Raw genomic sequence first — 24,724 nt, forward strand, 5'->3', positions numbered from 1 at the left:
GACCCGGGCGCGCGTGAGTCTCAGCCCTCGGCTGCGCCGGGGGTCATTTCTCGCCGTTCACCAGGGCCTTGAAGTCGGAGCCCGGGCGGAACTTCGGCACGTAGCTGGCCGGGACGTTGATGGTCGCCCCGGTCGCCGGGTTGCGGGCCTCGCGAGCGGCCCGTTCGCCCCTCTCGAAGACGCCGAAGCCGGTCACGGCGACCTTTTCGCCAGAGGCGACGGTCGACTGGATCGTGTCCAGTACCGCGTTGACGGCTTCGGTGGCGGTCTTCTTGTCGCCCATACGGTCAGAGATCGCGTCGATCAGGTCACGCTTGTTCATTGGTTCCTCCGGTTCCCCCTTGCTCGCACGAAATTAGGGGACAGCAGGCCCTGGACACAAACACAAACGCCCCTGAATTCAGCGTGTCGGAGGGTCTTCGACCTGCAGAGGGAGGGTCTGGAGCACCTGATCGAGCCGCTCGGAGGCCCGGACGGGATCCCTTTTGACCCCTTCCGTGATGCCCAAAAGCCTACGTATGACGGGAATCCGGGCATCCGGCGGCAGTGCGTTGGCGCGGCGGTGCGCCTCGCGCAGCCGCTGCGCCAAATCAAGGTAAAATTCCGGGGATTCGCCGTCTACTGGGTGACCGGAAGCCATGTGTGGCGCCGCTTCTCGAACGCGTCGATGTCGTCGGTGTGACGCAGCGTGAGCGCGATGTCGTCCAGGCCCTCCATCAGCCGCCAGCGGGTGTAGTCGTCGAGCTCGAACGGCTGGACGACGCCGGCCGCGCGCACCTCGCGCTCCTGGAGGTCGACGGTCACCTCCGTGGCCGGGTCGGCCTCGACCGCCTCCCACAGCCGCTCGATGACCTCGTACGGCAGGACGACGGCCAGCAGCCCGCCCTTGAGGGCGTTGCCGCGGAAGATGTCGCCGAAGCGCGGCGCCAGCACGGCCTTGAACCCGTAGTCCTGCAGGGCCCAGACCGCGTGCTCGCGGGAGGAGCCGGTGCCGAAGTCGGTGCCGGCGATGAGGACGCTGCCGCCGGCGAACTCCGGCTTGTTCAGCACGAACTCGGGGTCGTTGGCCCGCCACGCGGCGAAGAGGCCGTCCTCGAACCCGGTGCGGGCGACCCGCTTGAGGTAGACGGCGGGGATGATCTGGTCGGTGTCCACGTTGCTGTAACGCAGCGGCACGGCGCTGCCGGAGTGGACGGTGAACTTCTCCATGTCGGCTTCTGCTCTTTCGTGCCTGGGTCGGTGGGTGGGCTACAGGTCGGCGGGCGAGGAGAGGGTGCCCCGGACGGCGGTCGCCGCGGCGACCAGCGGCGAGACGAGGTGGGTGCGGCCCCCCTTGCCCTGGCGGCCCTCGAAGTTGCGGTTGGAGGTGGAGGCGCTGCGCTCGCCCGGCTGCAGTTGGTCGGGGTTCATGCCCAGGCACATCGAGCAGCCGGCCTCGCGCCACTCCGCGCCGGCGGCGGTGAAGACCTCCCCCAGGCCCTCGGCGTTGGCCTGCTCCTTGACACGCATCGAGCCGGGGACGACCAGCATCCGCACGCCGTCGGCGACCTTGCGGCCCTTGATGATCTCGGCGGCGGCGCGCAGGTCCTCGATGCGGCCGTTGGTGCAGGAGCCGAGGAAGACGGTGTCGACCCGGACGTCGCGCAGGGGGGTGCCGGCGGCGAGGTCCATGTAGGCCAGCGCCTTCTCGGCCGCGGCGCGCTCGGCGGGGTCGTCGAAGTCCGCGGGGTCGGGGACGGCGCTGTCCAGCGGCGCGCCCTGGCCGGGGTTGGTCCCCCAGGTCACGAACGGGCTCAGCCGGTCGGCGTCGAGCACGACCTCCTTGTCGAAGACCGCGCCCTCGTCGGTGCGCAGGCTCTTCCAGTGCTCGACGGCGGCGTCCCACTCGGCGCCCTCGGGCGCGTGCGGGCGGCCCTTGACGTAGTCGAAGGTGGTCTCGTCGGGCGCGATCATCCCGGCGCGGGCGCCGGCCTCGATGGACATGTTGCAGATGGTCATCCGGGCCTCCATGGACAGCTCCCGGATGGCCTGGCCGCGGTACTCGATGACGTGGCCCTGCCCGCCGCCGGTGCCGATCTCGGCGATGACGGCGAGGATGATGTCCTTGGCGGTCACGCCGGGAGGCAGCGAGCCGTCGACGGTGACGGCCATCGTCTTGAACGGGGCCATCGGCAGGGTCTGGGTGGCCAGCACGTGCTCGACCTGGCTGGTGCCGATGCCGAAGGCCAGCGCGCCGAAGGCGCCGTGGGTGCTGGTGTGGCTGTCGCCGCAGACCACGGTCATGCCGGGCTGGGTCAGGCCCAGCTGCGGGCCGACGACGTGCACGATGCCCTGGTCGAGGTCGCCCATGGGGAACAGCCGGACGCCGAAGTCCGATGCGTTCTTGCGCAGCGTCTCGATCTGGGTGCGCGAGACCTTGTCGGCGATCGGCCCCAGGATGTTCTCGGTGGGGACGTTGTGGTCCTCGGTGGCGATGGTGAGGTCGGGCCGCCGCACCCGCCGACCGGCCAGCCGGAGCCCTTCGAACGCCTGCGGACTGGTGACCTCGTGGACGAGGTGCAGGTCGATGTAGAGCAGGTCGGGCTCTCCGTCGGCACGCCGGACGACGTGCTCCTCCCAGACCTTCTCGGCCATCGTGCGAGCCATGTGCGACGCCTCCTCGCGTCTCGTCACTGCGTCGGTTGCCTGGAGGGGCCTTCTCGCCGCCGCAGGCCGCCGCAGCGCCGGCGGTCGGTCGCCCGCACCGGGCCGTGCGGCGGAACGCAGCACGTCGGACGATTTGCATTCCAAATGGCGAGACGGCAATATCAAGCCATGGACAACTCTAGCTCATCCAGCGGTGTCGGTGTGCTCGATAAGACGATGTCGGTGCTCGACGCCCTGGAATCGGGCCCCGCATCCCTGGCCCAGCTGGTACGGATCACCGGACTGGCCCGCCCCACCGCGCACCGGCTCGCCGTCGCCTTGGAGCGCCACCGCATGGTGACCCGCGACAGCCAGGGCAGGTTCGTCCTGGGGCCGCGTCTGGGCGAGTTGTCCATCGCCACCGGCGAGGACCGGCTGCTGGCGGTCGCCTCCCCGGTACTGGTGCAGCTGCGCGACCTCACCGGCGAAAGCGCCCAGCTCTACCGCCGCCAGGGCGATGTGCGCGTGTGCGTGGCCGCCGCCGAGCGCACCAGCGGGCTGCGCGACACGGTCCCGGTGGGCAGCGAGCTGCCGATGAGCGCCGGCTCGGCCGCCCAGGTGCTGCTGGCCTGGGAGGACAGCGAGCGGATACGCCGCGTCCTGGTCAGCGCCAAGTTCACCGGCAACACCCTGGCCCAGGTGCGCCGCCGCCGCTGGGCCCAGAGCGTCGGCGAACGCGAGCAGGGCGTCGCCTCGGTGTCGGCCCCCGTCTCCGGCCCCGGCGGCCGGGTGATCGCCGCCGTCTCGGTCTCGGGCCCCCTGGAACGCCTCACCCGCGCGCCGGGCCGCCTGCACGCCCAGGCCGTCACCTCGGCGGCCGAGAAGATCAACGAGGCCCTGCACAGCCAGGACGCCCCGGTGGGCTGACGCCCGCTCCGGCGCCGGGGGGCGGTCAACCCTCCAGCGGGATGCGCAGGATGCGGTCGTCCTCGGCGGCGGGCTCGCCGCGGCCGTCGCGGTTGCTGGTGCTGACCAGCAGGTCGCCTCCTCCGGGGACCTCCGTGATGGCGCGCAGGCGGCCGTATTCGCCGGTGAACAGGGCCTCGGGCTCGCCGACCGGGTCGTCCCCGCTTCCGGTGAGCGGGACCCGCCAGATGCGCTCGCCGCGCAGGGCCGCCACCCACAGCGAGTTCCCGGCGATCGCCGCGCCGCTGGGCGAGGCCTCGTCGGTGCTCCAGGTGATGACCGGGTCGATGAGCTCGTCGGGGGCGTCCTCGCCGCCGACGCCCTCGACCTGGGGCCAGCCGTAGTTGCCGCCGGGCTCGATCACGTTGATCTCGTCGTAGCGGTTCTGGCCGAACTCCGTGGCGAAGAGGGTGCCGTCGGCGTCCCAGGCGATGCCCTGGACGTTGCGGTGGCCGTAGCTGTAGACGAGGTTGCCGAACGGGTTGCCTTCGGCCGGCTCCCCCTCGGGGGTCATGCGCAGGATCTTGCCGCCGAGGCTGTCGGTGTCCTGGGAGCGGGAGCCGTCGCCGGCGTCGCCGGTGGTGGCGTACAGCATGCCGTCCGGGCCGAAGGCGAGCCTGCCGCCGTTGTGGAAGGCGGCGCTGGGGATGCCCTCGACCAGGACCTCCGATCCGCCGAGCGAGGGCGGGCCGTCGCCGGAGTGGTCGAGGGCGAAGCGGGCGATGCGGTTGCCGGAGTCGGTGGTGAAGTAGGCGAACAGCTCGCCGGGACGCTCCTCGCCCGGCCGCACGGTTATACCCAGCAGGCCGCCCTCGCCTTGGGCCCGCGCGTCCTCGACCGTGCCGACCTCGGCGGTCTCGCCCTCGGGACTCATGTGCAGGATCCGCCCGGAGTCGCGTTCGGAGATCAGCGCTCCGCCGCCGGGCAGCACCGCGATCGCCCAGGGGACCTCCAGCCCGGTGGCCACGGTCTCGGGCTCGCCGGGCGAGACCGGTTGCGTGGCGGTCTGGCCGGTCGTCTCGCCTGCCGTGGGCGACTGGCCGTCGCCTCCGCCCCCCGTACCGCCGGTGCAGGCCGTGGCGGCGAGAACGGCCGCGGCGACACAGGATCCGGTACGCGACCGCCCGCGCCGGGCTCGGCGCGGGCCTTGCTGGGAGTGCTGCATGGGGCGATACTGCCCGCCCGGCGCGCCGATCGAACGTCGCGCTGGTGAGCGCGGACGGGCGCGCGTCAGGCGGTGGGGCGGGCGCCGTCCGGCTCGGCGGCGCTCTTCCGGAGGGCGTCCAGGCACACCGGTAGGAGGTGCCGCGCCCAGATCCGGTACCCGCGTTCTCCCGGGTGGAAGCCGTCGGCGGCGAAGAAACCGGGCCGGCCGACGGCGCCGGCGGGAAAGGGTGCGCGGACCGCGTGCGGCTGGGAGCGCAGGGCCGCGCGCATCGCGGCGTCGAGGTGGCGCGAGCGCAGCCCGAGCAGCGGCCCCAGCGGCCGGGGCAGCGCCGGGAACAGGTCCATGCGCGGCACCGCGCCGAAGACCGCCGGCGCCTGCCACCGCTCCCCCGCGCCCGCGGCGATCGCGGTGACGGCGCGGTGGAAGGCGCCCCGGCCGGTCATGGCCTTGACGTCGTTGACCCCGATCAGGACCACGGCGAGGTCCGGGCGCGGCGGCTCCCCGGAGCCGCCGACACCGCGGACGCCTGCGGAGTCGACGGCTCCGGCGGCCGCCGGCAGCAGCTCGGCCACGACCGTGCGGGCGTCTGCGCCCGAGCGGGCGACGACGCGCCAGGCGACCTCGCGCCCGCACTCCCGGGCCAGCCCGGCGGCGAGGTGGCCGGCCAGGGCATCTTCCTGCGCCGATACCCCGACACCGGCGGCCGTGGAGTCGCCCAGCACGAGCAGGTGCAGCGGGGCGCCCGGCTCGGCGCGGCCCTGCCTCGCTGCGGGCCCGGAGTCCGCACCGGATCCGGGGGCCGGCGCCACGGCCCTTCCTCCGACTCCTGGACTTACGGCGGGAGGCGCGGGAGCGCGGCCGCACTCGCCCCGCGCCGGCGGCAGCACCGGAGTCCGCCGGCGCACCCGCCGGCCCTGCACGAGCAGGACGGGTGCCGACGCCCACACCAGCGCTTGCGCGGCCCGGAGCGCGGCCTCGGCCGCCGCTGCTCTCACGGGTTCGGGGCTCGGGTCGGACCGTCCTCGCCCGCGGGCTCGGCCGCCCGGGTGCGCGCGCGTGCGCGGCGCAGGGCGAGGCGGTCGAGGGCGCGCTGGGTGCCGCGGCCGACGGGGCGGGTGCCCAGCGCCCTGCCCAGGCCCAGAGCCGGCACGTTGGCGTAGATCGCCTCGTAGCCGCGCTGAGTCGGCGCGGACTCTTCCGGAGACCGCCCGGCCGCGGCGCCCGCCTGCGGCAGCCCGACCTCGAAGGTCTCGTGCCAGAGCCCCACAGCGTCGCCGCCCTGGCGGTAGAAGCGCCGCCAGGCGGAGCTGTGGGTCGGGCCCTGGGCGTAGCTCAGCAGCGCCTCGGTGGACTCCCAGTACTGGATGACGGTGACGCCGCGCATGCTCGGCAGCGTACGTGAGTGCAGCATGCCCAGTCCGGGGTCGGCTTCGAGTTCGGCGGCCATCCGCCGGAAGGCGGCGCCGACCCACATCCAGCGGCGCGGCCGGAGCAGCGCGTTGACGCGCGCGCCCAGCAGGAAGACGGTCAGGCTGTCGCGGGGTTCGGTGGTCAGGCGCGGAATCGGGCTGTCGGACACGGTGGTCACACCTCCGCTTCTGCGGAAGCGTCGGTGGGAAGCGGCCGGTAGACGGGGATCCCCGCGGCGCCGAGCTCCTCGCGCAGGGCGAAGTAGGCGTCGCCGAAGGGGTCCTCTCCGCGCAGCCCCATCAGGCCGCGGCGGACGGTGACATCGTGCGGGGCGAGTTCGGCGGCGCGGCGATAGTGGTTCTCGGCCGCGGCGGCGTCGCCGCGCCGGTGCAGCTCGACGGCGATGCGCGCGTGGGCGCGGGCGCGCTGGCCCTCGGCGGTGGGCGCGCGGAAGCCGGGGGCGGCCCCGCCTGCGGGCAGCCCGGTGTCGCCTTCGCGGACCCAGCGGCGCAGGGCGCGCAGCGACGCCTCCGCGCTGAGTCCGTTCATCGACTGGAACAGGTCGGTGGCGACCTGGCTGTCCTGCGGCCGGGCCACGCGTCCGCGCTCGTCGATCCACACCGCGGTGGGCACGTTGACGACGTCGTAGAGGGCGGCGACCTCCCCTTCGGTGTCGACGAGGGCCGGGTGGGCGGGCACGGCCTCGTCGATCCAGGGACGTGCGTCCTCGACCGCGCGGTCCAGGGCGACGCTGATCACGGTCAGCCCGTGCGGGGACAGCTCGCGGTGGCGCTCCTCCCAGGCGGGCAGGTCGTAGCGGCAGCCGCACCAGGAGGCCCACATCACCAGGGCGACCTTGCGGCCGCGGTAGTCGCTGAGCCGGTGGAGGGCCCCGTCGGGACCGCGCAGCGCGAAGTCGGGCGCCGCGCCGCCGCGGGGGCGGGTGTCGGGCAGCGGCATCACGGCCAGCAGCCCGTTCTCGTGGTCGGCGACCGCCAGGCTCCCCTGCAGCTCGGCGAATGCGCCGACGTCGATGCGGCCGTCGTGCTCGATGCCGGCGACGGCGGCGGCCGGGATGCAGGCGTCGCCCCGGCACCAGCCGTGCGGGCGGCGCTCCCAGCCGAGCACCGGGGCATCCAGCGGCGCGAGCAGGCGCCGCTCGTCCGCGGGACCGGGCGGCGCCGGTTCGGGTTCGGCGTCCAGCACCTCTGAGCCGCCGCCGGCGAGGACCGTGTAGCGCATGCCGCCTCCCAAGGATTAGATAGTGCAACTCTCTAACTTGGAGAGTAGTACTATCCAATTGAACCGGCAAGGGGGAAACGAGCACTGATGCGGATTTCGGAGCTGAGCCGGCGCAGCGGCGTTCCGGTGGCGACGATCAAGTACTACCTGCGCGAGAACCTGCTGCCCAAGGGCGAAGCGGTCTCGGCCACCCAGGCGGAGTACACCGAGGAGCACCTCAAGCGGCTGCGGCTGGTGCGGGCGCTGGCGGAGGTGGCCGAGGTGCCGCTGAGCCGGATCCGGGCCGTCCTGGAGGCGGTCGACAAGCCCGACATCGACCTGCACACGCTGCTCGGCGTCGCCCAGTACGCCTTCACCCCGCCGACCGAGGCACCCGCCGACGACCCCGACTGGGAGCGGGCGCAGCGCCGCACCGCCGAGCTGCTTGCCGAGCTGGAGTGGCGCGTCGGCCCGGGTTCGCCCGCGCGCGGCCAGCTCACGCGCGCGGTCGCGGCCATGGAGCGGCTCGGCCGGCCGCCGTCGGCGCAGATGCTGCGGGGCTACGCCGCCGCGGCGCACCAGGCCGCCGAGTGGGACATGGACTGCATCGATCCCGGCGCTTCGCGCGAGGAGAACGTGCAGCAGGCGGTGACCATGTCGGCGCTGATGGAGCAGGCACTCTCGGCGCTGCGCCGGCTCGCCCAGGAGGACGAGTCCGCGCGCCGCTTCGGTTGCGGCGCAGACGGCGCGGGCGCGCACGGGGAGGGCTGAGTTCGGGGCGGCCGGGCCGGGGCGCCGGGCCGCAGACGACGACGGCCTCCGCCCGCGGGCGGAGGCCGTCGTGTGCGCTGGTACCCCTGAGCGGATTCGAACCGCCGTTACCGCCTTGAGAGGGCGGCGTCCTAGGCCACTAGACGACAGGGGCGCCGGGTGCGGGACCGGGTGGTCCCGCGCGGCGGACGTGGTCCGCCGATCGCAGTAAAAAAGCCCCCGCTGGACGGGAGCTTCTCCCTGTGCGTACCCCCGAGCGGATTCGAACCGCCGTTACCGCCTTGAGAGGGCGGCGTCCTAGGCCACTAGACGACGGGGGCCTGTTTCGCGTCTGCGTCACGGCTTCCGCTCAGCGGATGCCATGGCTGGGGTACCAGGACTCGAACCTAGACTAACTGAACCAGAATCAGTCGTGCTGCCGATTACACCATACCCCAGTGCTCTTGGTGGGCGGGTTCCCGTTCGCCGGTCCCGCTCCCCCTCGGCGCAGGCAATACTCTAGCGGACATCCGGAGTGCTCGCGAACCGGAATCGGACCGGCGGACGGTGGCACGGCCCACGCAGCGCGGGGACCGGACGCGAGCGTGCTCGCGCGCGGACACGGGCGTCCGCGCGCAGGGGCGCGGGGCCGTGCGGCTCCGCCGGGGCGGTTCGGCACGGCCCCGCGTGACCGCCCGCGCCCGGCCGGGCGCGGGCGCGGGCTACTCCGTCGCCGCCGTGCCCTCGGGCCCGCTGTCGGGGACGGCGTCGGCCTCCGCCGGCGCCACACCCCCCTGCTCGGCCCGCAGCCGCTCCTGGGCCGCCTCGATGCGCAGCAGCGTGCGCTCGCGGCCCAGCAGCTCCAGCGACTCGAACAGCGGCAGCCCGACGGTGCGCCCGGTGACCGCGACGCGCACCGGGGCCTGGGCCTTGCCGAGCTTGAGCCCGAGATCGAAGCCCGCGGCCTCAAGCTCGGCGCGCAGCGCGTCGGGCTCCCAGTCCAGCGAGGGATCGGCCAGCCGCTCGCGCGCGGCGGCCAGCATCGGCGCGGCGGTCTCGGGCTTCATCGCCTTGGACCAGCTCTTGGGGTCGTCGACCGGCTCGTCCAGGAAGAGGAAGTCGACGTTGGGCACGATCTCGCCAAGCACCGCCACCCGACTCTGGGCCAGCGGGGCCACCGCGCGGAAGACGTCCTCGTCGTAGTTCTCCTCCGACCACGGCGCCACCTCCGGGTCCAGCCACGGCCGGCAGCGCCGGACGAACTCCTCGACACTCAAGCCCCGGATGTACTCGCCGTTGAAGGCCCGCAGCTTCTTCTCGTCGAAGAACGCACTGGAGCTGTTGACGTCGGAGACGGCGAACAGCGGCTCCATCTCCGCCCACGGCATGATCTCCCGGTCATCGCCCGGCGCCCAGCCCAGCAGCATCAGGTAGTTGACCATCGCCTCGGGCAGGTAGCCCTCCTGCTGGTAGGACTCCAGGGCCACCTTGTCGCGGCGCTTGGACAGCTTCTGCCGCTTCTCGTTGACGATCACCGGCAGATGCGCCCATCCCGGCGGGGTGTGGCCCAGCGCCTCCCACAGCAGCTGCTGCTTGGGAGTGTTGGACAGGTGCTCCTCGCCGCGGATCACCTGGTTGATGCCCATCTCGATGTCGTCGGCCACATTGGCCAGCACGAACAGCGGGGAGCCGTCGGCGCGGGCGATGACGAAGTCCTCGATGGAGGCGTGGTCGAACTCCACCCGGCCGCGGATCGCATCGTCGACCACCGTGGGCCCGCCCTCGGGCACCCGGAACCGCAGCGCCCGCCCGGGCCCGGGCTCCAGCCCGCGGTCGCGGCAGAAGCCGTCATAGCCCAGGTTGGGGTTGTCGCGCCGGGCCTGGACCTGCTCGCGGGTGCAGTCGCAGTAGTAGGCGCGCCCCTGCTTGTAGAGCTGCTCGGCGCTCTCGCGGTGCTTGCCGGCGTAGTCCGACTGGAAGTAGGGCCCCTCGAAGTGCGGATCGGAGGCGCTGATACCCAACCAGGCCAGCGCCTGGATGATCCCCTCGGTCCACTCCGGCTTGTTGCGCGCGGCATCGGTGTCCTCGATGCGCAGCACGAACCGCCCCTCGTCCTGCTGGCGGGCCAGCGCCCAGTTGAACAGCGCAGACCGCGCCCCGCCGACATGGAACATCCCCGTCGGAGAGGGCGCGAAGCGCACGCGAATCGGATTCTCAGTCACACCCCCAACCCTATCGGCGCCGCAGGTGGGACGGGGTGGGCCACTCAGACCCGGGCGGGAGCCGCCGCGCGTGAGGCCCCCACCCTTTCATCCCATTGTGCTCGGCGAAGCGCTCAGGCGTTCCCCTTCTGGCGGTCTTCGAATTCGTGCACGACGATGGGGGTCTGCGTGACGAGCTCTCCATGGATGATTCCCGAGTCCAGTTCCCCGGTCAGGGCTTCGAGGAGGAATTGAGCGGCACACATGTCGTGCACTTCCCAGATTTCGTCCCGATAGTCGACGACTACTGGCCACTCTTCCGGATCGCCATCCGTCAGCCAGTACATCGACGCGCCGCCGTCTTCTCCCCAACAGAGCAACCCCGGACGCTCGGGATGGAACGGATATGCACTTCCCCGCTCAGCAAAGAATGGAAACTTTTCCACCATCTCTCGGTACTGCTCAGGAAATTCAGACCGAAGATCGCTGTAGATGAACTCGATCTCCGCGGTCTGCGATGCGAGCTCTTCCACTCGACCGCCCGGCCACTTGGGAGAAATGACATTCAAGCTATTGAGAGCCAACCCACCATAGGAATCGACGATGTCCCTGTAGTCCGGAGGGAAGGAAAACCCGTAATGCCGCTCCATCGCATCCCAGGAGACGGCCCCGCGGTCGACCATACGCGACTCACCGATGACCGCCTTCAACTCCAGGACCGCACTCCGCCACGGCACCCTCACAGACAACTCTCCTCAATGAGCCCCAACCGAATCGAGCCCTCCGTCCTCCCCAAGGCGGGATCGCTCGTAGGACGCGAAGCGCACGCGAATCGGATTCTCAGTCACACCTCCAAACCTATTAGCGCCGCAGGTAGGGGTGGCCGAAAAGCGGGGCCCCTGCGCCGCCAGAAGGAGCGACGAGCCTGGCCTGTCAGAAGAACTCCACGTCGAAGGTCTCCCCGGGCCACCCCTCATCGTTGAGCGGAGGGCACTCGATCTCCCGGTTCAGCAGTTTGAACAGAAACTCATCGGGCTCCATCGAATATACGTAATACTCATGGTAATCAGTAGCCACGACACGATACTCACTCTTCAAACACTCCCAATGAAAAGCGAAATTCCCGGCTTCGGAACCCGCCCAATCAACCAGCCGGAAATGATCTATATATTCACCGCTGCCACACTCTTCAAGTGCAACCCCGTAGCCATCGCAAACTTCCACCATACGCATGGAGTCAATGATCTCCGGACTTCCGGATCTGCCGATCGCATTAAGGAATTCCGGGGTACCTACTCTGAAAAATCCGCCGTCGAGGTCCAGACCCCCAAAGTTTTCTACAATCGTTTTGTACCCGGACGGAACCGCGCCTACGGCCTCCTCAATCGCTCCCCAGGCATAGGACCAGGAAGCAGGGTTAACCCCCAACAAGTGGGACAACTTCTCGATATACCCCATTGAACAATCACCCGCTATTGCTCGCACGACTTCCCCGGAAACACTTCAGGAAACCGTTGATTGGTGATGCTGACGTCAATTTCGTACCGCCCGAGCACCCCGCGCCAATCGCATGGTCCGACGTTGTGGGAGAAGGAGGCGGCGGCCGGAGTTCGCGGGTCAGCCTAGTCGCGGGTGATGACGCGGTTGGTGAGTTCTCCGACGCGTTCGACGGTGACCGTCATTTCGGAGCCGACCTCTACGGGGCCGACGCCCGCCGGGGTGCCGGTGAGGAGGACGTCGCCGGGCAGCAGGGTCATGAAGGAGCTGGCGTAGGCGATGACCGCGGGGATGTCGTGGATGAACTGCGAGGTGCGGCCGTCCTGGCGGATCTCGCCGTCGACGGTGGTGGTCACGCGCAGGTCGCCGGCCTCCTCCAGGGTGAGGCCGGTCTCGATCCAGGGGCCGATGGGGCAGAAGGAGTCGAAGCCCTTGCCCCGTGTCCACTGCTTGTCGGACTTCTGCAGGTCGCGCGCTGTGACGTCGTTGGCGACGGTGTAGCCGAAAATGACGTCCTTGGCGCGCTCGCGGGGGACCTCGCGGCAGGGGCGGGAGATCACCACGGCCAGTTCGCCCTCGAAGTCCACGCGCTGGGAGATCGGCGGGTAGAAGACCGGGTCGCCGGGGCCGGTGACGGCGGTGGAGGGCTTGAGGAAGACCACCGGCTCCTCGGTGGACTCGCCGGTGATGTCGCGCATCTCGGCGACGTGGTCGGCGTAGTTCTTGCCGATGCACACCACCTTGCTCGGCAGCACCGGCGACAGCAGGCGGACGTCCTCGACCTTCGCACGCTCGCCGGTGAGCTGGATCTGGCCCATCAGCGGGTGCCCGCTGATCCGCGACACGTACTGCTGGCCGCCGTCCTCGTCGGTGTCGATTAAGCCGTATCCGACATCGTCGCCCACGGAGAATCTTGCGATGCGCACGTCTGCTGCCTGCCTGTTCTAGCGCGTTCTTCCCTGCTCGTCCGCCGACCAGCGTACCCAGCCCGGCCGCGGCGCGGGCGCGCCGCCCTGTGGCACGCCGGTGCCGAATTAGGGACGGCACGCGCGTTTCGGACACTACGGACGACGCGCGACTTGCTCGCCGTTTCTGCGATGCTGGGACGGAACCCGGACGCCCTCCCGCAGCGGCGCCCCGCGCGGTCGGCCGCCGGGATCGGCACGGCCACGACGCTCCCGGATCGCAGGAAGGCCAGCGCTTGTCCCATCCCTCGCCGAACCCGCTCCGCAGGCGCCGCGGCACCCGCCGCCGGCGGCGCTACGGCCTCGAACTGCTGCTGGGACTCGCCGTGCTCGCCGCCGGCACCGGCCTGCTGGTCCTCGACCGGCAGGCTCCCGAGCTGACCGGGGAGGCGGGCAGCTCCACCTCCGGCCCCGCCTCCGAGGGCGGCGACGGCGGCACGGCCTCCGCATCGGCGCCGGCCACGGTCCCGCAGGCCGCCGAGGACGGGGACGGCGGCAAGCGCCCCGGAGGCGGCGACGCCTCAGCCGATGCCCAGGAGAGCCCGAAAGCCGACCGCCCGTCCGCCGACTCGCCCTCGCCCCGCCCCCAGGGCGGTGACGGCGCATCCCCGGACCTGCCCGCGGTGATGCGCTCGGTCGAGGAGGAGGTCAAGCGGGCCAGCGGCGACCTGAAGGTCGTCCCCGGCGAGAGCGACGCCGCCGGCGAGGGGCCGCTGCGGCGCTACCTGGTCGAGGTCGAGAAGGGCCTGCCGGGCGAGGCCGCCGACTTCGCCGCCGCCGTCGAGCAGATCCTCGCCGACAAGCGCAGCTGGCGCGGCGAGGAGGGCCTGTCCGTGCAGCGCGTGGACGAGGGCCCCGTGGACTTCCGGGTCGCCCTGGCGGCGCCCGAGACCGTCGACCGGATGTGCGCGCCGCTGCAGACGATGGGCCGCGTCTCCTGCACCAACGGCGGCCGGGCGATCATCAACCAGAACCGGTGGGTCTCGGGTGTGCCGCACTTCGACGGCGACCTGCGCACCTACCGCATCTACGTCATCAACCACGAGGTCGGCCACGCGCTGGGCCGCGGCCACGTCTCCTGCCCGGCCGAGGGCGAGCCCGCGCCGGTCATGCAGCAGCAGACGTTCGGGCTGCAGGGGTGCGAGCCCAACGGGTGGGTGCGGGACTGACGCCGCCCGGGGGCAGCCGGTGCCGGCCGCCGCCCCGCCTCACTCCTGCGGATAGCCCTGCCGCAGTAGGCCGTAGGTCATCGCGTCCTTCAGGGCGATCCAGGAGGCGTCGATGACGTTCTCGCCGACCCCCACCGTCGTCCACTCGCCGCGGCCGTCGCCGAAGGTCACCAGGATGCGGGTGACGGCTCCTGTGCCGGAGTTGCCCTCCAGGATGCGGACCTTGTAGTCGGTCAGCTCCAGCCCGGCCAGGGCGGTGTAGACGCCTTCCATGGCGCTGCGCAGCGCCCGGTCGAGGGCGTTGACCGGGCCGTTGCCCTCGGCGGTGGCGATCACCCGCTCGCCCTTGACCTGGAGCTTGACGGTGGCCTCGCTGACCGCGGCGCCGGCGGCCCCCTCGGCGGGGGCGCGCCGCTCGGCGATCACCCGCCAGGATTCCGCGTCGAAGTAGCGCGCGGGACGGCCCAGCTCCTCGCGCAGCAGCAGCTCCAGTGACGCGTCGGCCGCCTCGAAGCTGTAGCCGCTCAGCTCCAGGTCCTTGACCCGCTCGACGACGCGGCCCAGCAGGTCGCGGTCTCCGGAGAGGTCGAAGCCCAGCTCCTTGGCCTTCAGCTCGATGGAGGCCCGCCCGGCCATGTCCGAGACCAGCATCCGCATGTCGTTGCCGACCAGCACCGGGTCGATGTGCTGGTAGAGGTCGGGGTCGACCTTGATCGCCGAGGCGTGCAGCCCGGCCTTGTGCGCGAAGGCCGAGACCCCGACGTAGGGCTGGTGGGTGGAGGGGGCGATGTTCACGATCTCGGCGATGGCCTGGGAGACGCGGGTCATCTGCGTCAGGCAGCCCTCAGGCAGCACGTCGCGGCCCTGCTTCAGCGCGAGGGCGCCCACCACCGAGAACAGGTTGGCGTTGCCCACCCGCTCGCCGTAGCCGTTGGCGGTGCACTGCACGTGGGTGGCGCCGGCGTCGACGGCGGCGAGGGTGTTGGCGACGGCGCATCCGGTGTCGTCCTGGGCGTGGATCCCCAGCCGCGCACCGGTGGCCTCGGCGACCTCGGCGACGATGCGGGAGATGTCGGCCGGCAGCATCCCGCCGTTGGTGTCGCAGAGGACGACGACGTCGGCGCCGGCCTCGGCGGCGGTGCCCACCACGCGCACGGCGTAGTCGGGGTCGTAGCGGTAGCCGTCGAAGAAGTGCTCGCAGTCGAGGAAGACGCGCTGCCCGTGCTCGCGCAGGTGGGCGACGGTGTCGGCGATCATCGCCAGGTTCTCCTCGCCGGTCGTGCGCAGGGCGCGCTCGACGTGCCGGCCGTCACTCTTTGCGACGAGAGTGACGACCGGCGCACCCGACTCGCGCAGTGCGGCGACCTGCGGGTCGTCGGCCGCCCGCACCCCCGCCCGGCGGGTCGCGCCGAACGCGGAGAGCTGCGCGTGCTCCAGCCGGAGCTCTTGTGAAGCCCGCTGGAAGAACTCGGTGTCCTTGGGGTTCGCGCCGGGCCAGCCGCCCTCGATGAAGCGCACGCCGAACTCGTCGAGGAGCTTGGCGATGGCGAGCTTGTCCGCGACGGTCAGGTTGATGCCTTCGCGCTGGGCACCGTCGCGCAGCGTCGTGTCGAAGACGTGGAAACTGTCGTCAGGCATGGGTGCGAACTCCCGAGTGTGAGCTGTCGATGTCGCGGGCCCCGCCGCCAACAAAAAAGACCCCTCGTGGACACGAGAGGTCTGCGCGCTGGCGAGGTCCGTTTTCAGCCAGCGCGCCTCACGATAATGATCACCTGAGACGGCACGTTCATCAGTGTGCCACAGGATCGCGCTTCAGTCCGAATAATCGACACCTTCATCTCGGATGGCGAGACGAAGCCGGGGTTTCGCCTGGTATGCGGGGATTGCGTGGGGCGCCGCGCGCCACGCTCGGGGCGCATCGCCTCGGTCTGCGGCGGCCGACCCGACGCGGTGCCCGGCGGCCCCCGGCTGCGGCCCTGCGCGCCGGAGACGCGCAGGGCCGCGGGCCGTGCACCGGACACGGCGCCTATGCGAAGGTGCGCACCCACCCGTGGGTGTCGGGCCGGGTGCCGTACTGGAGCGCGACGAGCTCCTCGCGCAGCCCCATGGTGACCGGGCCGGCGTCGCCGTCGCCGATGGTGAACTCCCCGTCCCTGCCCTTGACGTGGCCGACCGGGGTGATCACCGCCGCCGTGCCGCAGGCGAAGACCTCGGTGAGCTCGCCGCTGAGGGCGGCGCGGCGCCATTCGTCGGTGGAGATGGCGCCCTCCTCGGTGGGGAAGCCCAGTTCGGGCCCGAGCGTCAGCAGCGAGTCGCGGGTGATTCCGGGCAGCAGCGTGCCCGTGAGCGCGGGCGTGAGCAGCCTGGCCTCATCGCCCGAGCCGAAGACGAAGAACAGGTTCATCCCGCCCATCTCCTCGACCCAGCGGTGCTCCTTGGCGTCCAGCCAGACGACCTGGTCGCAGCCCTGCTGCACGGCTTGGGACTGGGCGACGAAACTGGAGGCGTAATTGCCGGCGAACTTGGCCTCGCCGGTGCCGCCGGGCGCCGCGCGGGTGTAGTCGTCGCTCAGCCACACGGTGACCGGCTTGATCCCGCCGGAGAAGTAGGGGCCCGAGGGCGAGGCGATGAGCACGAACCGGTAGCTGCGCGAGGGGTGGTTGACCCCCAGGCCGACGTCGGTGGCGAACATGAACGGCCGCAGGTACAGGCTGCTGTTGGGCTGCGTGGGGATCCACTCGGAGTCGTGGCGCAGCAGGGTCTCGATGGCGCCGAGGAACAGCTCCTCGGGCAGTTCGGGCATCGCCATGCGGCGCGCGCTGCGGTTGAGCCGCGCGGCGTTGGCCTCGGGCCGGAAGCAGGCGACCTCGCCGCCGGGGTGGCGGTAGGCCTTCAGCCCCTCGAAGATCTCCTGGGCGTAGTGCAGGGCCGCCGTGGCCGGATCCAGCGTGAGCGGTCCGTAGGGCTCCAGCCGGGCGTCGTACCAGCCTTTGCCCTCGACGTAGTCGATGGTGACCATGTGATCGGTGAACACGGTCCCGAACCCCGGATTGTCCAGCAGTTGCGCGCGCTCCTGCGGGGTCTTCCGCTGAGCCGACAGCTGGACGTCGAACGTCAACCCGCTTGTGGTGGTGCTGCTGTTCATGGGTTTCAAGGTCCTCTCCGTACAGCGGGGCGGCAGCGCTGCCGGCCCCGGATTCCAGTGTGACGGAAACGACGCACCCGCGGCCATAGCACTCCACAGGCCCCGCCCGGCCGGTTCCGGCGCCCTGGGGCGGACGGAAGGCGGGGCGGCTGCGCGGCGGAACAGCGCAAAACGGGCGCGCCGGTGAACCGGCACGCCCGCTGCAGCGTGGAAGCGTTCCTTCGCCCCGGCCGCGCCGATCCCAAGTCAGCAGGGCCGAGGCGGCGGCGCTCAGCCCTGCCCGGCTACTCGCTTGGCGATGTCGTCGCCGATGGCGGCGGTGGAGCGCTCGTCGCCGCCCAGTTCGGCGCGGACCCGCAGGTCCTCGGCGACGGCGTGCTCGACCTTGCGCGCGGCGGCGTCCAGGCCGAGGTGGTCGAGCATGATCACCGTCGAGAGCACGGTGGCGGTGGGGTCGGCCTTGCCCTGGCCGGCGATGTCGGGCGCCGAACCGTGGACGGGCTCGAACATGCTCGGGAAGGCGTTCTCGGGGTTGATGTTGCCGCTGGCGGCCAGCCCGATGCCGCCGGCGACCGCGGCGCCGAGGTCGGTGATGATGTCGCCGAAGAGGTTGTCGGTTACCACGACGTCGAAGCGCTGCGGCTGGGACACGAAGAACATCGCGGCGGCGTCGACGTGGGAGTAGTCGACCGCGACGTCCGGGAACTCCGCGCCGACCTCGCGCACCACGCGCTGCCACAGCTCGCCGGCGAAGGTCAGCACGTTGTCCTTGTGCACCAGAGTGAGCTTCTTGCGCGGGCGCTGGGCGGCCTTGGCGAAGGCGTAGCGCACCACGCGCTCCACGCCCAGGCGGGTGTTGACGCTGTCCTGCGTGGCGATCTCGTCGGGCGTGCCCTTGCGCAGCACGCCGCCCATGCCGGCGTAGGGCCCCTCGGTGCCCTCGCGCACGACGAGGATGTCCATGTCCTCGGGGCGCACTCCGGCCAGGGGCGTGCCCACTCCGGGGTACAGGCGCACCGGGCGCAGGTTGACGTAGTGGGAGAAGGCGAAGCGCAGCCGCAGCAGCAGGCCGCGCTCCAGGACGCCGCTGGGCACGCTGGGGTCGCCCACCGCGCCCAGCAGGATCGCGTCGTGGCCGCGCAGCTCCTCCTCGACCGAGTCGGGCAGCGTCTCGCCGGTGGCGTGCCACCGGCGGGCGCCGAGCTCGTACTCGGCGGTCTCGAAGGCGATGTCGTGCTCCGACGCGGCGGCGGTGAGGACCTTGAGTCCTTCGGCGACCACCTCGGGGCCGATCCCGTCGCCGGGGATCACGGCCAACTTCACGGTGCGCGCAGCCATGGGCAGCCCAGCCTCTACTCAGCTCGTGGTCTTGCGACCGGTCTCGGCGCGTGGCGCCCCGGTCCGCGCGAACCGGGCGTTCTCACATGCTGAGACCAACGGAACGGTCAGTGAGACAAGCCTAGCGCCCCGCGGAGCCTCCGTTGTCGCGGCGGTCCAGCGCGACCTGCACGGCTTCGGTGGCCTCGGCGGTGTCGGTGTCGGCGGGTGCGGGAGTGGTGTCGTACACGGCGGTCCCCTTGCGGATCCGAGCGCGGCACGGCTGCCGCGCGGCGGTCGGTCGGATGTGCTGCACCAGGTCCGGGCGGCTCCCCGACCCCGCGAGAGCCGCCGGGGCCGGCGGCGGGAGCGGACGGGGGCGCGCGAAAAGCGGGGCCGCGGATCGGTGGCGCGACGGTGTACCGGACCTGCCGGCCGCGTCCGGTGTCGGGCGGGCGCGGCGCAAAGGCGCACATGCTCCCGGGCGAAGGTGGTGCCGGGCGGCCGCGGTCCCCGGTGTGCCGGGCGGGCCGTGCGCGGGGCGCCGGCGGTGTCCGCCGGATGCGGGCGGCGTGAGCCACCGGGCGCCCTATCTCTTAGGACGACAGACTATCGGACGTCCGACTAACCCGCCAGCCGCCCCGGCGTCGCCCGCGTTCCCGAAACGCCCGCCGGAAAGCGCGCGGGGCCGCCCGCACCGATGCGGACGGCCCCGCGCGTGTTTCCCGCGGGTGGGCGGGGCGCTTCAACGCGCCGCACACCCGCTCAGGCTCGATCAGTCGTCGAGGTCGACCTGGCGGGTCTGGGAGGCCTCGATCTCGGTGGAGATGGCCTCCAGGGTGGCGTCGGGGATCGCCGAGTCGACGGTGAGCGTGATCAGCGCCGTTCCGCCCTCGGTGTCGCGGCTGACCTGCATGCCCGCGATGTTGATCTGCGCCTCGCCCAGCAGCGCGCCGACCTTGCCGACGATGCCGGGGCGGTCGTGGTAGGAGAGGAACGCCATGTGCGCGTTGACCGGGATCTCCATGCTGTAGCCGTTGATCTCGACCAGCTTCTCGTGGTGGCGCGGCCCGGACAGCGTGCCCGAGACCGACACCCGCTGGCCGTCGGGCATCAGCCCGCGCACCGTGATCAGGTTGCGCCAGTCGGAGTGGTCGTCGCTGGTGACGAGGTTGACCTCGACACCGCGCTCCTTGGCCAGCAGCGGTGCGTTGACGAAGGTCACCGCCTCCTCGACCACGTCGCCGAAGACCCCCTTGAGGGCCGCCAGCTCCAGCACCTTGACGTCGTAGGCGGCGATCTCGCCGCGGACCTCGATGTCGATGCGGTCGGCCACGCCCCGCGCGAGCGAGGTGAAGATGCGGCCGAGCTTCTCGGTCAGCGGCAGGCCCGGCTTGACGTCCTCGGCCACCGCGCCGCCCTGCACGTTGACCGCGTCGGGGACGAACTCGCCCGACAGCGCCAGCTTCACCGACCGCGCGACCTGGGTGCCGGCCTTCTCCTGGGCCTCGGCGGTGCTGGCGCCCAGATGGGGGGCCACGACGACGCTCTCGAACTCGAACAGCGGGCTGTCGGTGCACGGCTCCGAGGCCCACACGTCGATGCCCGCGCCGGCGACGCGCCCCTCCTTGAGCGCCCGGTAGAGGGCGTCCTCGTCGAGGATGCCGCCGCGCGCGGCGTTGATGACGCGCACGCTCGGCTTGACCTTGGACAGCGCGTCGTCGCCGATGAGGCCGACCGTGTCCTTGTTCTTGGGCAGGTGGATGCTGATGTAGTCGCTGCGCCGCAGCAGCTCGTCCAGCGACACCATCTCGACGCCGATCTGGGCGGCGCGGCTGGGCTGCACGAACGGGTCGTAGGCGATGATGTGCGTGCCGAAGGCCGCGAGCCGCTGGGCGACCAGCGCACCGATCCGGCCCAGGCCGACGATGCCGACCGTCTTGTCGTAGACCTCGACGCCGGTGTACTTGGAGCGCTTCCACTCGCCGTTGATCAGCGCGTTGTGGGCCGGCGCAGTGTTGCGGGAGGTGGCCAGCAGCAGGTTGATGGCCTGCTCGGCGGCGCTGATGATGTTGGAGGTGGGGGCGTTGACGACGAGGACGCCGGCCTTGGTCGCCGCATCGACGTCGACGTTGTCCAACCCCACCCCGGCGCGCGCCACGACCTTGAGCCGCGGGGCGGCGGCCAGCGCCTCGGCATCGACCTGGGTCGCGCTGCGAACGATCAGGGCGTCGACGTCGGCGAGGGCCGGCAGCAGCTCGGAGCGGTCGGCGCCGTTGGCGTGGCGGACCTCGAAGTCGCCTTCCAGCAGCGCGAGACCGGCGGGGGAGAGTTCTTCCGCGACGAGAACGGAGGGCTTAGGCACAGCTTGCTTCCTTATTCGGGTTGCGGCGTGGCCGCGTTTTCGCGGCTGGTCCTTTCCCACATCGGTGGGGCTCGTTCGGTTGTGACGGCCACGAAAAGTCTAGTGCGCCGGTGGGTTTCGCTCTCGGACAGGGGTGCCGGAACACCGGAAGCAAGCGCTGTGCCCAGGCAGAACGCGCCGAGAGGGCGGCGGAGGCGGGTGGCTCCGCGGCACGCAACCGGGCCACCCGGCCGGCCGCGGGCCGCTCCCGCACGGGCGCGCCCCGGCGGGGGCGCGGTGCGGGAGCGGCCGGCGCTGGAGCCGCCCGGACGGCCTCAGCCCTGCAGCCAGCTCATCAGCGGGCGCAGCTCGGCGCCCACCTTCTCGATCGGCTCGCTCTGCTCGGCCTCGCGGCGCTTGAGGAAGTTGGGGCGGCCGGCGTCGAACTCGGCCACCATCTCGCGGGCGTAGCTGCCGTCCTGGATCTCCGAGAGCACCCGGCGCATCTCCTCGCGGGTCTGCTCGGTGATGATGCGCGGACCGCGGGTGTAGCCGCCGTACTCGGCGTTGTCGGAGACCGACCAGTTCATCTTGGAGATGCCGCCCTCGTACATGAGGTCGACGATGAGCTTGACCTCGTGCAGGCACTCGAAGTAGGCGACCTCGGGCTGGTAGCCGGCCTCGGTCAGGGTGGAGAACCCGGCCTTGATCAGCTCGGCGAGGCCGCCGCAGAGCACGGTCTGCTCGCCGAAGAGGTCGGTCTCGGTCTCCTCGGTGAAGGTGGTCTTGAGCGCGCCGGCGCGGGTGCCGCCGATGCCCTTGGCGTAGGACAGGGCGAGGTCCCAGGCCGAGCCGGAGGCGTCCTGCTCCACGGCGACCAGGACCGGTACGCCGCGGCCCTCCTCGAACTGGCGGCGCACCAGGTGGCCCGGGCCCTTGGGCGCGATCATGGCGACGTCGACGCCTGCCGGCGGCTGGACGAGGCCGTAGCGGATGCTGAAGCCGTGGCCGAAGAACAGCGCGTCGCCGTCGTTGAGGTGGGGGGCGATCTCCCGGTCGTAGAGGTCGCGGTGGATGTGGTCGGGCACCAGGATCACGATGAGGTCGGCTTCCTGCGCGGCCTCGGCGGGGGTGACCACCCGCAGCCCGGCCTCCTCGGCCTTCTGGCGGCTCTTGGAGCCCTCGGCGAGGCCGATGCGCACGTCCACGCCGGAGTCCCGCAGCGACAGCGCGTGCGCGTGCCCCTGGCTGCCGTAACCGATCACGGCGACGGTGCGCCCCTGGATGATGCTGAGGTCCGCGGCGTCGTCGTAGTACATCTCTGCTGCCACTTCGGCCTACTCCTTGCGTATGTGGGAAAGTGTGTCGGTTCTGCTGGGCGGGGCCCGCCGCGCCGAGAGCCGCGCGGCGGATGCGGAACGCCTCCCGGCGGCCCCGCCTTCTGGGCGCGGGCCGGACCGGGGCTCACGCGCTGCGCTCTACCGCGCGCAGTGAGCGGTCGGTGATGGACCGGGGGCCGCGGCCCAGCGCGACCAGGCCCGACTTCACCAGTTCCTTGATGCCGAACGGTTCGAGGTTGCGCACCAGCGCGTCGAGCTTCTCGGGCTTTCCGGTCGCCTCGATCACCACGACGTCGGGTCCGACGTCGACGATGTTGGCGCGGAACAGCTCGGCCGTCTGGATGACGGCGGCGCGGTTGCCGGCGTCGGCCTTGACCTTGGCCAGCAGGAGCTCCCTGCGGACCGAGGCGTCGTTGTCCATCTCGACGATCTTGATGACGTTGACGAGCTTGTTGAGCTGCTTGGTCACCTGCTCCAAGGGGTGGCGGTCGCAGTTGACCACGATCGTCATGCGGGACAGGCCCTCGTACTCGGTGGTGCTGACGCTGAGCGAGTGGATGTTGAATCCGCGCCGCGAGAACAGCGCCGAGGTCCGGGCGAGGATGCCGGGGGTGTCTTCCACGAGGACGGAAAGGGTGTGCTGGCTCATTGTGACGTCGTCGCCTCTCTCGTGAACCGGGCCGGTCCGTTAGTCCTCGTCGTCCCAGTCGGGCGCCATGTCGCGCGCGTACTGGATGTTGTCGTTGCTGATGCCGGGTCCGACCATGGGCCAGACCATCGCGTCGTGGTTGACGGAGAAGTCCACGACCACCGGTGCGTCGTCGACGGCCATCGCCTTCTCGATGGTGGCGTCGATGTCCTCGGCCCGTTCGCAGCGCAGCCCGACACAACCGTACGCCTCCGCCAGGCGCACGAAGTCGGGCACGCGGACCTTGGCGTCGCGCGGCGCCGTCTGCAGGTCGGTGTGGGAGTAGCGGCCGTCGTAGAAGAGGGTCTGCCACTGGCGGACCATGCCGAGGTTGCCGTTGTTGACGACCGCGACCTTGATGGGGATGCCCTCGATGGCGGCGGTGGCCAGCTCCTGGTTGGTCATCTGGAAGCAGCCGTCGCCGTCGACGGCCCACACGGTGCGCTCGGGGTCGCCCACCTTGGCGCCCAGCGCGGCGGGCACGGAGAAGCCCATGGTGCCCAGGCCGCCGGAGTTGACGAAGGTTCCGGGCTTCTCGTAGCCGATGAACTGGGCCGCCCACATCTGGTGCTGGCCGACCCCGGCGACATAGGTGGCGTCGGGGCCGACAAGCTCGCCCAGGCGCTGGATGACCTTCTGCGGAGCCAGGCTGCCGTCGTCGGCGTCCTCATAACCCAGCGGGTAGACCTCGCGCAGCCGGTCGAGCTGGGCCCACCAGGCGGCGTAGTCGCCCTCGCGGCCGGCCGCCTGGTCGTTGCGCACCGCCACGACCAGGTCGGCGATGACCTCGCGGCAGTCGCCGACGATGGGGACGTCGGCGTGGCGGTTCTTGGAGATCTCGGCCGGGTCGATGTCGGCGTGGACGATCTTGGCGCCGGGGGCGAAGCTGTCGAGCCGGCCGGTGACCCGGTCGTCGAAGCGTGCGCCCAGGGCCACGATCAGGTCGGCCTTCTGCAGCGAGCCCACAGCCGCGACGGTGCCGTGCATCCCGGGCATGCCCAGGTTCTGCGGGTGGCTGTCGGGGAAGACGCCCCGCGCCATGAGCGTGGTGGTCACGGGCACGCCGGTCAGTTCGGCCAGGACGCGCAGCTCCTGGGCGGCGCCCGAGCGCAGCACCCCGCCGCCGACGTAGAGGACGGGCCGGCGCGCCTCGGCGATCATCCGGGCGGCCTCGCGGACCTGCTTGCCGTGGGGCTTGGTGACCGGGCGGTAGCCGGGCATGTCCAGCCGCTGCGGCCAGGAGAACGACGTGGCCGCCTGCAGCGCGTCCTTGGCGATGTCGACCAGGACGGGGCCGGGGCGGCCGGACGAGGCGACGTGGAACGCCTCGGCGATGGTGCGGGGGATGTCCTCGGCGTTCTTGACGAGGTAGTTGTGCTTGGTGATGGGCATCGTGATGCCGCAGATGTCGGCTTCCTGGAAGCCGTCGGTGCCGATCAGGGGGGTGGCGACCTGACCGGTGATGGCGACCAGCGGCACCGAGTCCATGTGGGCGTCGGTGAGGGGGGTGACGAGGTTGGTCGCACCCGGGCCGCTGGTGGCCATGCAGACGCCGGGGCGCCCGGTGGCATAGGCGTAGCCCTCGGCGGCGTGGCCCGCTCCCTGCTCGTGGCGCATCAGGATGTGGCGCACGCCGGCGGAGTCGTAGAGGGGGTCGTAGGCGGGAAGGATCGCCCCGCCGGGGATCCCGAACACAACGTCGACACCGGCATGCTCCAGTGACCTGATGAGCGATTGGGCTCCGGTCATCTGCTCGGTCATCACAAGTTCCGATCCTTCACCAGAGGGGCTCGTCGTCGGGGGTGCTTGAGCAACAAAAAACCCCCCACCGCGAATGCGGTTGGAGGGAGCGCGCAGCGAGTGGCTTGGTCAGCTGGCTGCGCGCCGACCAAGTACGAGAATCAGGAAGTTGCTCTGC

General features: G+C 71.4%; 21 protein-coding genes and 3 tRNA genes. 3 read left to right on the forward strand and 21 right to left on the reverse strand.

The genetic code is table 11. The annotated features are described in order from the left end of the window. Window positions 1–43 precede the first annotated feature (43 nt). From FZ103_RS16120 to leuC, 3 genes are all read right to left on the reverse strand, one after another. Window positions 44–322, reverse strand: coding sequence for an HU family DNA-binding protein (locus FZ103_RS16120; protein ID WP_156002305.1), 279 nt, complete (start codon window positions 320–322; stop codon window positions 44–46). Window positions 323–618: 296 nt separating this feature from the next. After that, window positions 619–1,209 carry a 3-isopropylmalate dehydratase small subunit gene (gene leuD, locus FZ103_RS16130; protein WP_156002307.1) on the reverse strand — a complete coding sequence of 197 codons (591 nt, stop codon included), beginning with the start codon at window positions 1,207–1,209 and terminating at the stop codon, window positions 619–621. Window positions 1,210–1,248: 39 nt separating this feature from the next. Next, entirely contained in the window at window positions 1,249–2,646 is a 1,398-nt protein-coding gene (gene leuC, locus FZ103_RS16135) for a 3-isopropylmalate dehydratase large subunit (protein WP_156002308.1), read from the reverse strand. 216 nt (window positions 2,647–2,862) lie between these two features. Here leuC and FZ103_RS16140 point away from each other — a divergent pair, with 216 nt between their 5' ends. Then, entirely contained in the window at window positions 2,863–3,552 is a 690-nt protein-coding gene (locus tag FZ103_RS16140; protein ID WP_156002402.1) for an IclR family transcriptional regulator, read from the forward strand. 25 nt (window positions 3,553–3,577) lie between these two features. Here FZ103_RS16140 and FZ103_RS16145 read toward each other — a convergent pair whose 3' ends face one another. The 4 genes from FZ103_RS16145 to FZ103_RS16160 form a co-directional block, all read right to left on the reverse strand. Further along, window positions 3,578–4,756 carry a sorbosone dehydrogenase family protein gene (locus tag FZ103_RS16145; RefSeq protein WP_156002309.1) on the reverse strand — a complete coding sequence of 393 codons (1,179 nt, stop codon included), beginning with the start codon at window positions 4,754–4,756 and terminating at the stop codon, window positions 3,578–3,580. A gap of 65 nt (window positions 4,757–4,821) precedes the next feature. Continuing rightward, complete coding sequence (locus tag FZ103_RS16150; RefSeq protein WP_186356383.1) at window positions 4,822–5,568, reverse strand: SGNH/GDSL hydrolase family protein; 747 nt, start codon at window positions 5,566–5,568, stop codon at window positions 4,822–4,824. Window positions 5,569–5,750: 182 nt separating this feature from the next. Continuing rightward, the gene (locus FZ103_RS16155; RefSeq protein WP_222936769.1) at window positions 5,751–6,347 is read right to left on the reverse strand and encodes a DUF4188 domain-containing protein; all 597 of its coding nucleotides are present in this window, start codon (window positions 6,345–6,347) and stop codon (window positions 5,751–5,753) included. Next, window positions 6,344–7,411 (reverse strand): redoxin domain-containing protein, encoded by a 1,068-nt coding sequence (locus FZ103_RS16160; RefSeq protein ID WP_156002311.1) that lies wholly within the window; start codon window positions 7,409–7,411, stop codon window positions 6,344–6,346. The genes FZ103_RS16155 and FZ103_RS16160 overlap by 4 nt, the downstream gene beginning before the upstream one ends. A gap of 87 nt (window positions 7,412–7,498) precedes the next feature. Between FZ103_RS16160 and FZ103_RS16165 the strand changes: the two genes are divergently transcribed. After that, window positions 7,499–8,161, forward strand: coding sequence for a MerR family transcriptional regulator (locus tag FZ103_RS16165; RefSeq protein WP_156002312.1), 663 nt, complete (start codon window positions 7,499–7,501; stop codon window positions 8,159–8,161). Between the two features lie 78 nt (window positions 8,162–8,239). Here the strand turns inward: FZ103_RS16165 and FZ103_RS16170 are convergent. From FZ103_RS16170 to FZ103_RS16200, 7 genes are all read right to left on the reverse strand, one after another. Next, window positions 8,240–8,315: transfer RNA gene (locus FZ103_RS16170), tRNA-Glu, on the reverse strand. A 93-nt stretch (window positions 8,316–8,408) separates the two neighbouring features. Beyond that, a tRNA-Glu gene (locus FZ103_RS16175) sits at window positions 8,409–8,481 on the reverse strand. A gap of 42 nt (window positions 8,482–8,523) precedes the next feature. Beyond that, window positions 8,524–8,598 (reverse strand) — tRNA-Gln (locus tag FZ103_RS16180). Between the two features lie 264 nt (window positions 8,599–8,862). Then, the gene (gene gltX / locus FZ103_RS16185) at window positions 8,863–10,362 is read right to left on the reverse strand and encodes a glutamate--tRNA ligase (RefSeq protein WP_186356384.1); all 1,500 of its coding nucleotides are present in this window, start codon (window positions 10,360–10,362) and stop codon (window positions 8,863–8,865) included. A 113-nt stretch (window positions 10,363–10,475) separates the two neighbouring features. Then, a complete protein-coding gene (locus tag FZ103_RS16190; RefSeq protein ID WP_156002313.1) occupies window positions 10,476–11,084 on the reverse strand; it encodes a hypothetical protein in 609 nt (202 codons plus the stop codon). Between the two features lie 190 nt (window positions 11,085–11,274). Beyond that, window positions 11,275–11,799, reverse strand: coding sequence for a hypothetical protein (locus FZ103_RS16195; RefSeq protein ID WP_156002314.1), 525 nt, complete (start codon window positions 11,797–11,799; stop codon window positions 11,275–11,277). Between the two features lie 164 nt (window positions 11,800–11,963). Then, complete coding sequence (locus FZ103_RS16200; protein ID WP_186356385.1) at window positions 11,964–12,764, reverse strand: fumarylacetoacetate hydrolase family protein; 801 nt, start codon at window positions 12,762–12,764, stop codon at window positions 11,964–11,966. Window positions 12,765–13,039: 275 nt separating this feature from the next. On the opposite strand from FZ103_RS16200, the gene FZ103_RS16205 reads away from it, so the two are divergent. Next, complete coding sequence (locus FZ103_RS16205) at window positions 13,040–13,972, forward strand: DUF3152 domain-containing protein (RefSeq protein WP_156002315.1); 933 nt, start codon at window positions 13,040–13,042, stop codon at window positions 13,970–13,972. A 39-nt stretch (window positions 13,973–14,011) separates the two neighbouring features. On the opposite strand, the gene cimA is transcribed toward FZ103_RS16205, so the two are convergent. The 7 genes from cimA to FZ103_RS16240 all read right to left on the reverse strand — a co-directional run bounded on the left by cimA (window position 14,012) and on the right by FZ103_RS16240 (window position 24,663). Continuing rightward, on the reverse strand, window positions 14,012–15,610 hold the full coding sequence (cimA, locus tag FZ103_RS16210; protein ID WP_156002316.1) for a citramalate synthase: 1,599 nt from the start codon (window positions 15,608–15,610) through the stop codon (window positions 14,012–14,014). A 388-nt stretch (window positions 15,611–15,998) separates the two neighbouring features. Then, the gene (locus FZ103_RS16215) at window positions 15,999–17,117 is read right to left on the reverse strand and encodes a branched-chain amino acid aminotransferase (RefSeq protein ID WP_156002317.1); all 1,119 of its coding nucleotides are present in this window, start codon (window positions 17,115–17,117) and stop codon (window positions 15,999–16,001) included. Window positions 17,118–17,387: 270 nt separating this feature from the next. Continuing rightward, window positions 17,388–18,455: a 3-isopropylmalate dehydrogenase gene (locus tag FZ103_RS16220; RefSeq protein WP_156002318.1), complete on the reverse strand. Its 1,068-nt coding sequence runs from the start codon at window positions 18,453–18,455 to the stop codon at window positions 17,388–17,390. Between the two features lie 754 nt (window positions 18,456–19,209). Continuing rightward, window positions 19,210–20,799, reverse strand: a complete 1,590-nt coding sequence (gene serA, locus FZ103_RS16225) for a phosphoglycerate dehydrogenase (protein WP_186356386.1) — start codon at window positions 20,797–20,799, stop codon at window positions 19,210–19,212. A gap of 314 nt (window positions 20,800–21,113) precedes the next feature. After that, entirely contained in the window at window positions 21,114–22,109 is a 996-nt protein-coding gene (ilvC, locus tag FZ103_RS16230) for a ketol-acid reductoisomerase (protein ID WP_186356387.1), read from the reverse strand. 133 nt (window positions 22,110–22,242) lie between these two features. Next, window positions 22,243–22,767, reverse strand: a complete 525-nt coding sequence (gene ilvN / locus FZ103_RS16235) for an acetolactate synthase small subunit (protein WP_156002319.1) — start codon at window positions 22,765–22,767, stop codon at window positions 22,243–22,245. 39 nt (window positions 22,768–22,806) lie between these two features. After that, the gene (locus FZ103_RS16240; protein WP_255430072.1) at window positions 22,807–24,663 is read right to left on the reverse strand and encodes an acetolactate synthase large subunit; all 1,857 of its coding nucleotides are present in this window, start codon (window positions 24,661–24,663) and stop codon (window positions 22,807–22,809) included. Window positions 24,664–24,724 lie beyond the last annotated feature (61 nt).

Source organism: Streptomonospora sp. PA3 (assembly GCF_009728995.1).
Classification (GTDB): Bacteria; Actinomycetota; Actinomycetes; order Streptosporangiales; family Streptosporangiaceae; genus Streptomonospora.

Excerpts from the sequence above, each read along its gene's own strand:
- cimA (WP_156002316.1), bottom strand. The coding sequence starts at position 15,610 with ATGCCTGACGACAGTTTCCACGTCTTCGACACGACGCTGCGCGACGGT.
- ilvN (WP_156002319.1), bottom strand. The coding sequence starts at position 22,767 with ATGAGCCAGCACACCCTTTCCGTCCTCGTGGAAGACACCCCCGGCATC.
- leuC (WP_156002308.1), bottom strand. The coding sequence starts at position 2,646 with ATGGCTCGCACGATGGCCGAGAAGGTCTGGGAGGAGCACGTCGTCCGG.
- FZ103_RS16120 (WP_156002305.1), bottom strand. The coding sequence starts at position 322 with ATGAACAAGCGTGACCTGATCGACGCGATCTCTGACCGTATGGGCGAC.
- FZ103_RS16160 (WP_156002311.1), bottom strand. The coding sequence starts at position 7,411 with ATGCGCTACACGGTCCTCGCCGGCGGCGGCTCAGAGGTGCTGGACGCC.
- FZ103_RS16140 (WP_156002402.1), top strand. The coding sequence starts at position 2,863 with ATGTCGGTGCTCGACGCCCTGGAATCGGGCCCCGCATCCCTGGCCCAG.
- FZ103_RS16195 (WP_156002314.1), bottom strand. The coding sequence starts at position 11,799 with ATGGGGTATATCGAGAAGTTGTCCCACTTGTTGGGGGTTAACCCTGCT.
- FZ103_RS16165 (WP_156002312.1), top strand. The coding sequence starts at position 7,499 with ATGCGGATTTCGGAGCTGAGCCGGCGCAGCGGCGTTCCGGTGGCGACG.
- FZ103_RS16220 (WP_156002318.1), bottom strand. The coding sequence starts at position 18,455 with ATGGCTGCGCGCACCGTGAAGTTGGCCGTGATCCCCGGCGACGGGATC.
- FZ103_RS16145 (WP_156002309.1), bottom strand. The coding sequence starts at position 4,756 with ATGCAGCACTCCCAGCAAGGCCCGCGCCGAGCCCGGCGCGGGCGGTCG.
- FZ103_RS16215 (WP_156002317.1), bottom strand. The coding sequence starts at position 17,117 with ATGAACAGCAGCACCACCACAAGCGGGTTGACGTTCGACGTCCAGCTG.
- leuD (WP_156002307.1), bottom strand. The coding sequence starts at position 1,209 with ATGGAGAAGTTCACCGTCCACTCCGGCAGCGCCGTGCCGCTGCGTTAC.